7 protein-coding genes are annotated in these 7,684 nt (G+C 64.7%); 3 read left to right on the top strand and 4 right to left on the bottom strand.

Annotated elements, in window-relative coordinates; genetic code table 11:
- Positions 1–154: transposase (locus DQ353_RS16600; protein ID WP_181578266.1), on the top strand; the 154-nt coding region annotated here is incomplete at its 5' end.
- 128 nt (positions 155–282) lie between these two features.
- Here DQ353_RS16600 and DQ353_RS16595 read toward each other — a convergent pair.
- The 3 genes from DQ353_RS16595 to DQ353_RS16585 form a co-directional block, all read right to left on the bottom strand.
- The gene (locus DQ353_RS16595) at positions 283–669 is read right to left on the bottom strand and encodes a hypothetical protein (RefSeq protein WP_146755297.1); all 387 of its coding nucleotides are present in this window, start codon (positions 667–669) and stop codon (positions 283–285) included.
- Positions 670–728: 59 nt separating this feature from the next.
- Positions 729–1,412: a helix-turn-helix domain-containing protein gene (locus tag DQ353_RS16590; RefSeq protein WP_146755295.1), complete on the bottom strand. Its 684-nt coding sequence runs from the start codon at positions 1,410–1,412 to the stop codon at positions 729–731.
- 130 nt (positions 1,413–1,542) lie between these two features.
- Positions 1,543–2,061 carry a putative immunity protein gene (locus DQ353_RS16585; protein ID WP_113764195.1) on the bottom strand — a complete coding sequence of 173 codons (519 nt, stop codon included), beginning with the start codon at positions 2,059–2,061 and terminating at the stop codon, positions 1,543–1,545.
- A gap of 328 nt (positions 2,062–2,389) precedes the next feature.
- Between DQ353_RS16585 and DQ353_RS16580 the strand changes: the two genes are divergently transcribed.
- Both DQ353_RS16580 and DQ353_RS16575 read left to right on the top strand, forming a co-directional pair.
- Positions 2,390–3,856 (top strand): FAD-dependent monooxygenase, encoded by a 1,467-nt coding sequence (locus tag DQ353_RS16580; protein ID WP_113764194.1) that lies wholly within the window; start codon positions 2,390–2,392, stop codon positions 3,854–3,856.
- Between the two features lie 119 nt (positions 3,857–3,975).
- On the top strand, positions 3,976–4,335 hold the full coding sequence (locus DQ353_RS16575) for a DMP19 family protein (RefSeq protein ID WP_146755293.1): 360 nt from the start codon (positions 3,976–3,978) through the stop codon (positions 4,333–4,335).
- Between the two features lie 51 nt (positions 4,336–4,386).
- Here DQ353_RS16575 and DQ353_RS16570 read toward each other — a convergent pair whose 3' ends face one another.
- The gene (locus tag DQ353_RS16570; protein WP_113764192.1) at positions 4,387–7,419 is read right to left on the bottom strand and encodes an alpha-mannosidase; all 3,033 of its coding nucleotides are present in this window, start codon (positions 7,417–7,419) and stop codon (positions 4,387–4,389) included.
- Positions 7,420–7,684: the final 265 nt, after the last annotated feature.

Here is a 7,684-nt window from a genome sequence, read left to right as displayed (position 1 = left end):
TTTTCCGCCCTATGCGCCGGATCATAATCCGATCGAGCATGTCTGGAATGATGCGAAGAACGCGATCAGTAACGTGCAGCGTAACGATTTTGAATCTACGGTGACCTCGTTTGAAGCGCATGTTCGTTCGCGGGTGTTTGATTACAAAATCTGAGGTGCGGGGATGACCGATTTTGAAATATTAGAGCCATAGCACCCGACTTTTGAAGCAGGAGGCCTGCCCGGCTTGGTTCCGGGCGGGCTTTCCGGTTTTGTGGGGGTCGGCCTGCAGGTCCAACTGCCTCATGCGTGTTTGAGCAGCTCGCGCAGGGCATGCACGGCATCGGCAAGTTCATCTTGGCCTATGCCGAGGCGGTGAGGATGCTGCGAGTCGAGGTCCTTGATGAGGCGCCTGATGCGCCAAGGACCCCTGCCAAAGAGTGCTTGCCCACGGTTCGTGTCGGAAAGCAGCACCGCCAGGGAAATGGCGTCCTGCAGGTGTCTTTGCGAATCCCTGAAGTCTGCTCGGTAGGCATCGGATTTGAGCATCAGCGCACCAACGATATCCGGGGCCGAGACGATCGACGACCCTTGGGCATGAACCAATTCGAATTCAATGGTTCTTCGCAGGGCGTTAGTGCCGCCAGGAGCTTTGACGACGCCCCGAGGCTTGAACCGTTTCGAAGACATTTGGCCAGGGCGAAGGCCAGAGGTCTCCGGGGACACGTACGCTTTGGCGGGGACGTTGCTCAGTCATTGTCGATTATCTTCTGCAAGGTATCCCGTCCTGCCCAGCGTTCGCGGATATCGTCGGAGTCCATCAAATCCAGCGCAATGACAGCGTCGGAACCCACTGCGCCCGAAATCAGATCCGGGCTGTCCACGAACCTGACAAGCACTCCGCCAGCTTCGTCGCCGGCGATCGGGATTCGATCAAGCAATGACTCAAGGGAACCGGCCCAATACCCTTCCAGGCGGTCCTCTTCCAAAACACCGGCCAAACCGAAACGGTCGGCAACGGTGTCCTGGACGATCGAGCTGACACCGGTTGGCGTCAGGATATCGGCAAGACTGGATCGAATTCGCGGGCCGGCACTGAATCGCCTCACGTGGCTGTGGTTCCTTGCCAAACGGTGCAACTCGGCCGCTTCCATCGAGCGCAGCTGCCTGGTGAGCCTGGAACGACGGGGCTGGTCGATGAGTTCCGTCTGGTGGTTGTGCAGTATTTCCAACGCCGCCCATGCGGTTCTCGGAGACCAAATACGTCCCGGGGCCCGTGAACAACGTTGGAGCCGGTGGATGGATGCCGGCTCAAAAAGGAGCGTGCCAGCCATTTTTGTCGCCTGGAGCCGACCGTTATCCACCAGGCGTCGCACGGCGGCCGGGGTGATGCCAAGCACCTCGGATGCCATGGCGGTCGTGTAGAGATCCATGTATCAATTGTATCTGAAGCGACACTATTGATACATAGTTGGTGAGTCCACATGTCTGGGGATATTGATGAAGGTGCTGCGAAACGGCTCCAGAGGCGCCCGGCCTCGACTCCGAGGTCCACCCGTGGGGTCAGTCGGTGAAGGCGTTCCAGCAAATGGCATTGCGGTGCTTCTGGTCATCGAGAACCAGTTCACGGACCGCTGTAGGCAGTTGGGAGCGCTGCCATTCCCGTTCCGTTGCACGGGCCGCCGCGGCATCCAGGGGGTCGGCATCCGCTCCGGCCGCCCTGATGGCGTATGCGGCGGCTCCCAGGTCGTGGGCTGCCACGTGGGCGACGGCGACGGCCTGCCCGGCCGCAAGGGCCGCGAACTTCACCGGGTCGGGCCTTGAGCGGCCCGCGGCATTGGCCAGGAATGCCTCCCTGTGTGCCTCGCGCATCTGCACCTCGCCACGGATCCAGGCCCGGCCGACCTCGATGGCGTGCCGGGGTCGGGTATCGCCAGGTTGCTTGTCCTCGAAGAACGGCAGCACATGCTCGGCGCAGTCCAGCGCCCAGGCGGCAAGCAGCCGGTGGTGTTCATCGCTCAGTGTGCCCCCGCGACGGATGGTGACCAGCCGGGGATCGCGCTCCTTGGGAAGGATCGGCATGCTGCAAATATACGCTTCTCGACGTTCCAGGGCACGGGGCCGGGGCGAAACTTGCAGGTTTTCCGGGAAGTGGCACGGCGACAGGATTCAGCACCCCTCGACCGGCGTGATCGAGAGCGCCGGAACTGGTAGGACGCAGGGAATTCGGAGGCGGCGGGCAACCAATCCGGCATCGTGGACCACCTTGAAGAGGCCGAGGATGCCGATGTTGGCGATGCCTGGCATTTTCAGGATATCGCTTTCCAGGGGGCTTGCCGCAAGCCCCGCGGCGTGCCATACACTGCTCGAAAGCGCACCCCTTGGCGGGGCGCCACCGGGAGGGAAGAACATGGCGGATGTGCTGATTGTGGGCAGTGGCCCGGCCGGAATGATGCTGGCCGGGGAATTGGCATTGGCAGGCATCGACGTGGAGATCATGGAGCGGCGCCTGTCGGGGGCGCTGGCTGAATCCCGTGCCGGCGGCTTCCACTGCCGCACCATCGAGGTCCTCGACCAGCGCGGGATCGCCGATCGCTTCCTGAAGGCGGGAAAAACGGTGCAAACCGCCCGCTTCGGCAACACGGTGTTGGACATCAGCGACTTTCCGACGCGGCACCCCTATGGGCTTGGTTTGTGGCAGAGCCGGATACAACCAAGCCTCGAGGAGTGGATCAACCAGCTCGGCGTGCCCGTGCACCATGGGCGGGAGGTCATTGGCTTCGACCAGGACGATACCGGGGTCACCGTCGAGACCTCCGAGGGCGCCAAGCTCCGAACGACGTATCTGGTGGGGGCCGATGGCGGACGCAGCCTGGTCCGCAAGGCTGCCGGCATCGAATTCCCCGGGTGGGAGGCAACCCGCAGCAACTTGATCGCCGAAGTGGAGGTGTCCGAGGAACCACCCGCCGGTACGCTACTGGATGCGGCGGGGGTCCACGGCTTCAGTCTGCTCGAGGACGGGCGCACCTATCGGGTCATCACCACGGAGCGGCAGCTCGGTTCGCGCACCGACCCCGAATTGAGAGACCTGGGCGATGCCGTTACCGCGGCGTACGGGACGGACTTCGGAGTGCACAGCCCAACCTCGATCTCCAGGTTCACCGACGCCACCCGGCAGGCCGCAACCTATTGCAAGGGACGGGTGCTGCTGGTCGGGGATGCCGCACACGTGCACTATCCCGCCGGCGGCCAGGGGATCGGCCTGGGCCTGCAGGACGCCGTCAACCTTGGCTGGAAACTTGCACAGGTCCTCAGGGGCTTCTCGCCGGATTCCCTGCTGGATTCTTACCACGCGGAGCGCCATCCCGTGGGGCTCCGCGCGCTCAAGCACTCGATGGCACAAACGGCCCTGCAACGGAATGACGCACGCACCGCAGCGCTCGCCGAGACCATCAACGAGCTGATGCACATGGACCAGCCACGCCGGCACCTGGCCGCGCTGATCCACGGCCTGGACATCGCCTACGACTTCGGGGAAGGGCACCCGCTGCTCGGGCGACGCATGCCCGATCTTGACCTCGAGACGGCCGGCGGCCCCACACGTGTTTTCGCCCTGCTCCATGAGGCCAGGCCGGTTCTGCTTAACCTGGCCGAGTCCAACCGCCTCGAGATGGCGGCATGGACGGATCGCGTGCGCCATGTCGAAGCCCGATTCAACGGCAGCTGGCGGCTTCCGCTCCTGGGCGAGGTGGCAGCCCCCGCCGCGGTGTTGGTCCGCCCGGACGGCTACGTCGCCTGGGTGGGTGAAGGCTCCGACGAGGGGCTGGATGACGCGCTCACGCGCTGGTTCGGACCGGGGACGCCCGCCGGACCGTGAGCGTTCCCCCGGGGCGTGCTTCGTTACTCCTGCGATGTCCGAACGCGTCGTCACGACAATCCCATGCCCGACGATGGAAGCCTGGCGGGGACGGCCGCCGCCGGTGGTGGGGAAACCGGGTGTTTGCCGTTGCCGCGACCGTGGGTCATCGTCAGTTCCGGGTGCGTTCCTTGTGCATGATTATTTCCGTTTCGACGGGGAGGAAGCCGAGCTTCGTGTTGATGGACCGCATCCACAGGTTCTTGTCATCACTGCAGGACGATGCCGTGGCCGCCTTCCGCTTCTTCGGCCTCGACACGCATGCCGAACTCATCGAACGAGCGGACGCGGAATATGCCCGATGCAGGCCCAGGGGATTCGTGGATCCCAGCAGCGCTGACGAAGCGCTCTGGGAAGAACTGGACACCGCATACTTCGCCACTGCCACGGATGCGTCCATCGAGGCTGCGCTGCACCGATTCCCTGGGCTTCGTCCCTGACACCTCCGGCCATCGTCCGGCGGGACCCGGGCCAAAAAGAGGCATCCAGCGCTAATGAATGAGGCTGAAGCGCAGGGTTCGCACCTCGAAGGCCGTCAAGAAAATTTTTACCGACCCGGTGGTGTGTTCGGCAATGCCGACCTCACCCTCGATGGTGTCCTCCAGGAGGCTGATCGCCGAGACCGATTCCACCGGATGGTGCACGTTTACGGTGCCGGAGGCACGGCGGCCCAGAGACTCGTAGACGCGCACGACCAGGTCGCCGGACCGGTCCCCGGCCAGCTTTACGCTGGAGATCACGATGCCCGTGCCCTCGACGCTGACCAGCGGGTCAAACCCTTGGGCACCGGTGAGGGTGCGCTGCGCGGAGTTCAACAGGGCGCCGGCCTCGGTGGCCGAGGCGATGTCGGCGCCGATGACCAGGCCGTAGCGGTGCCTCTGGAGTCCCTGGTCGGTTTCCGGGTCCGGGAAGCGCGGTGCGCGCAGCAGCGACAGGCGCATGTCGGTGGTTACGCCGGCCTCGGTGGAATCGCGGGTGACATCGAAACCGTAGATGGAATCGTTGACCAGCGCGGCGCCGTAGCCCGGTTCCTCGGCCAACACGAAGCGGTGCATCGAGGTCTCGAACTTCGCCGCCTCCCAGCTGGTGTTCACGTGGGCGACGCGCTTGTGGTAACCGAACTGGGTCTCGGCGATCACATGCTCGGCGCGGATATCCAGCGGGAAGGAGACCTTCAGGAACTTCTCGGTCTCGCGCCAGTCGGTGGTCTGCTCGATCTGCAGCACCCGCGAACCCGGCGCCAGGGCCAGCTCCTGGCGCACGGTCGAGGCGGAGAAGCTGCGCTCGATGAGAACGCGGGCGGTGCCGTCCGCATCGGCGGACAGCGTGATCGCATCGAGTTCGCGCAGGTCGGTGACCTGGTTGCGGTAGTACTTGTCCACGTCCCAGGCGTCCCACATGTTCGGGAAATCCTGGTGCAGCTGCAACAGGTTGGCCTCGGTGCCCGCGGCAATGGTTTCGCGGCCCGTGGCGTTCTCAACCGCCGAGGTGATCAGGCCCTCGTGGGAAATAGCGATGGTGACCAGCTCGTTGGACAGTACGATGCCGTCTGCCGACTCGGTGGCCTTCACGGTGTCGGTGACCTGTGCCAGCTCGGCCACGGCCATCCCGGCGCCGGTGCGGATGCCCGAGCGGGTGAACGGTGCGGCGTTCAGCGTGATCGGGGTCTCGCCCTTGCCGACCAGTACCGCCTGCGCGGCGGCGATGATCGCCTCGGTGGCCTGGGCGACCCGTGCGTACTCGGCAACGACCTCGCGGTGCACCCAAGCGATCGAGGTGCCCGGCAGGATGTCATGGAACTGGTTGAGCAGAACCGTCTTCCAGAGTGCGTCGATCTCGTCGTGCGGGTACTCGAAGCCGGCGTAAACCGAAGCGGTGGCGGCCCAGAGTTCGGCTTCCACCAGCAGCTGCTCGGTGCGGCGGTTGCCCTGCTTGGTCTGGTGCTGACTGGTCAGCGTGGCGCGGTGCAGCTCAAGGTAGAGCTCGCCCACCCACACCGGAGGGTTCTGAAGCTCGGTCTTGGCGCGCTTGAAGAACTCGTCCGGGTGCTCCCACTTGACCGTGGCGCTGCCCTCGAGGTCGGCCAAGCGGCGAGCCTTGCCGGTCATCTCGCGGGTGGTGCCACCGCCGCCGTCTCCCCAGCCCACCGGTGCGATGGAGCCGGTGGCGTGGCGGGACTCGCGGAACTGGCGCGAGGCCCGGGCCACCTCTTCGCCCGAAAGCTGCGAGTTGTAGGTGTCCATGGACGGGAAGTGGCTAAAGACGCGCGATCCGTCGATGCCCTCCCAGTTGAAGGTGTGGTGCGGGAACTTGTTCTGCTGGTTCCAGGAGATCTTCTGGGTGAAGAACCATTCGAAGCCGGCCCTTTTCATCAGCTGCGGCAGTGCGGGGGAGTAGCCGAAGGAGTCCGGCAGCCAGACCCCGGCGCAGGTGATCCCGAATTCCTCGCGGAAGAACTTCTGGCCGTAATAAAATTGGCGGACCAGGGACTCGCCCGAGGGCATCACGGTGTCGGACTCGACCCACATGCCGCCCAGCGGCAGGAAGCGGCCGGCGGCCACGGCTTCCTTGACCCGGCCGTATACCTCGGGGCGGTGCTCCTTGAGCCAGGCGTATTGCTGGGCGCTGGACATGCCGTAGAGGAAATCCTCATCGTAACCGAGCATTTCCACCATGGAGGACGAAGTGCGGGCGACCTTGCGAATGGTCTCGCGCACCGGCCACAGCCAGGCCGAATCGATGTGGGAATGGCCCACCGCGGAAAGGCGGTGCGCGGATTCGTCGGCACGCTTGGACAGCACCTCGACCAATTCGGCACGGGCGGCCGGAGCGGTCTCGGTGATGCGCTGCAGGTCCAGCACGTCAAGCGAGTTGTCCATGGCCTGCAGGATGCGCATGCGGCGCGGGCCCTCGGGCAGCTCGGCCTGCAGCTCGAGCAGCACCTCCAGGTCCAGGGACAGCTCGTGGACCTCGGGCTCGAAGATCGCCAGGTCCATGCGTCCGGTGGTGTAGAGCTTGCGCGAGGAGGAGGTCTGGATGTCGCCCTCCGTGGTGGGCAGGAACGGGTGGTAGTCCAGCAGCACCGGGTTGGCGGCGGCCTCGATGAAGTAGTCCACGTCCTCGTCGCCCTCGGCCGGATCGGCAACCGGGATCCACTGGTTGCGCGGGTTGATCGACTTCACGGTGATGCCGTCTGCCCCGTAGACCAGGCCCTCGCATTGGAAGCCGGTCATGTTCTTGTCAAAGCCCAAATCGACCAGGACCTCGACGCGCTTGCCGGCCCAGTGGGCCGGGACGGTGCCGCGCAGACGAAACCAGGTGGTGCCCCAGGCTGCGCCCCAGATGGTGCCGACCGAATAGTCGGTGTATTCAAGGCCCATGGCCTCGGCCGGGGCGATCGGTTCGCCCGGGAGTTCGTTCCACTGGATGTCCAGCGGGAGGGATACGGGGTGGATGGCCGGGCGGATGCGTTCCTCGAGGACCCGCTTGACGCGTCCGAGGGTCAGGGGGATGTCATCGTGCATGATTGCCTTTCGCCGTGCCGAGGCCGGTGGATGGTGTCCGTGGGCCGGAACGTGGTGGTCCGCAAGGGGTTTCTTCGTCGTTCACCTGTCTTGCCAGCGTATCCGACGGGTCAGGCCCGATTCCGGCAAGCCCCCCTCCATGCCCAGGGAAAGACTCGCCGACCTTGGGCATTGCCCGGAGCATGGCAAGGTTTCTTGCCTCCATTTTCCCGACCAATCCGGCGATGGCAGCAGTGAGAGCAGATTGGCCAGCGACCTTTCATAT

The organism is Arthrobacter sp. AQ5-05, assembly GCF_003287975.1.
Taxonomy (GTDB): domain Bacteria; phylum Actinomycetota; class Actinomycetes; order Actinomycetales; family Micrococcaceae; genus Paeniglutamicibacter.
The sequence above is the reverse complement of the archived record's forward strand: the minus strand, read 5'-3'. Positions and strand labels throughout refer to the sequence as shown.

Bases quoted from the DNA above. Each gene is read 5' to 3' on its own strand.
- DQ353_RS16570 (WP_113764192.1), bottom strand. From the start codon at position 7,419: ATGCACGATGACATCCCCCTGACCCTCGGACGCGTCAAGCGGGTCCTC.
- DQ353_RS16590 (WP_146755295.1), bottom strand. From the start codon at position 1,412: ATGGATCTCTACACGACCGCCATGGCATCCGAGGTGCTTGGCATCACC.
- DQ353_RS16580 (WP_113764194.1), top strand. From the start codon at position 2,390: ATGGCGGATGTGCTGATTGTGGGCAGTGGCCCGGCCGGAATGATGCTG.
- DQ353_RS16595 (WP_146755297.1), bottom strand. From the start codon at position 669: ATGTCTTCGAAACGGTTCAAGCCTCGGGGCGTCGTCAAAGCTCCTGGC.
- DQ353_RS16585 (WP_113764195.1), bottom strand. From the start codon at position 2,061: ATGCCGATCCTTCCCAAGGAGCGCGATCCCCGGCTGGTCACCATCCGT.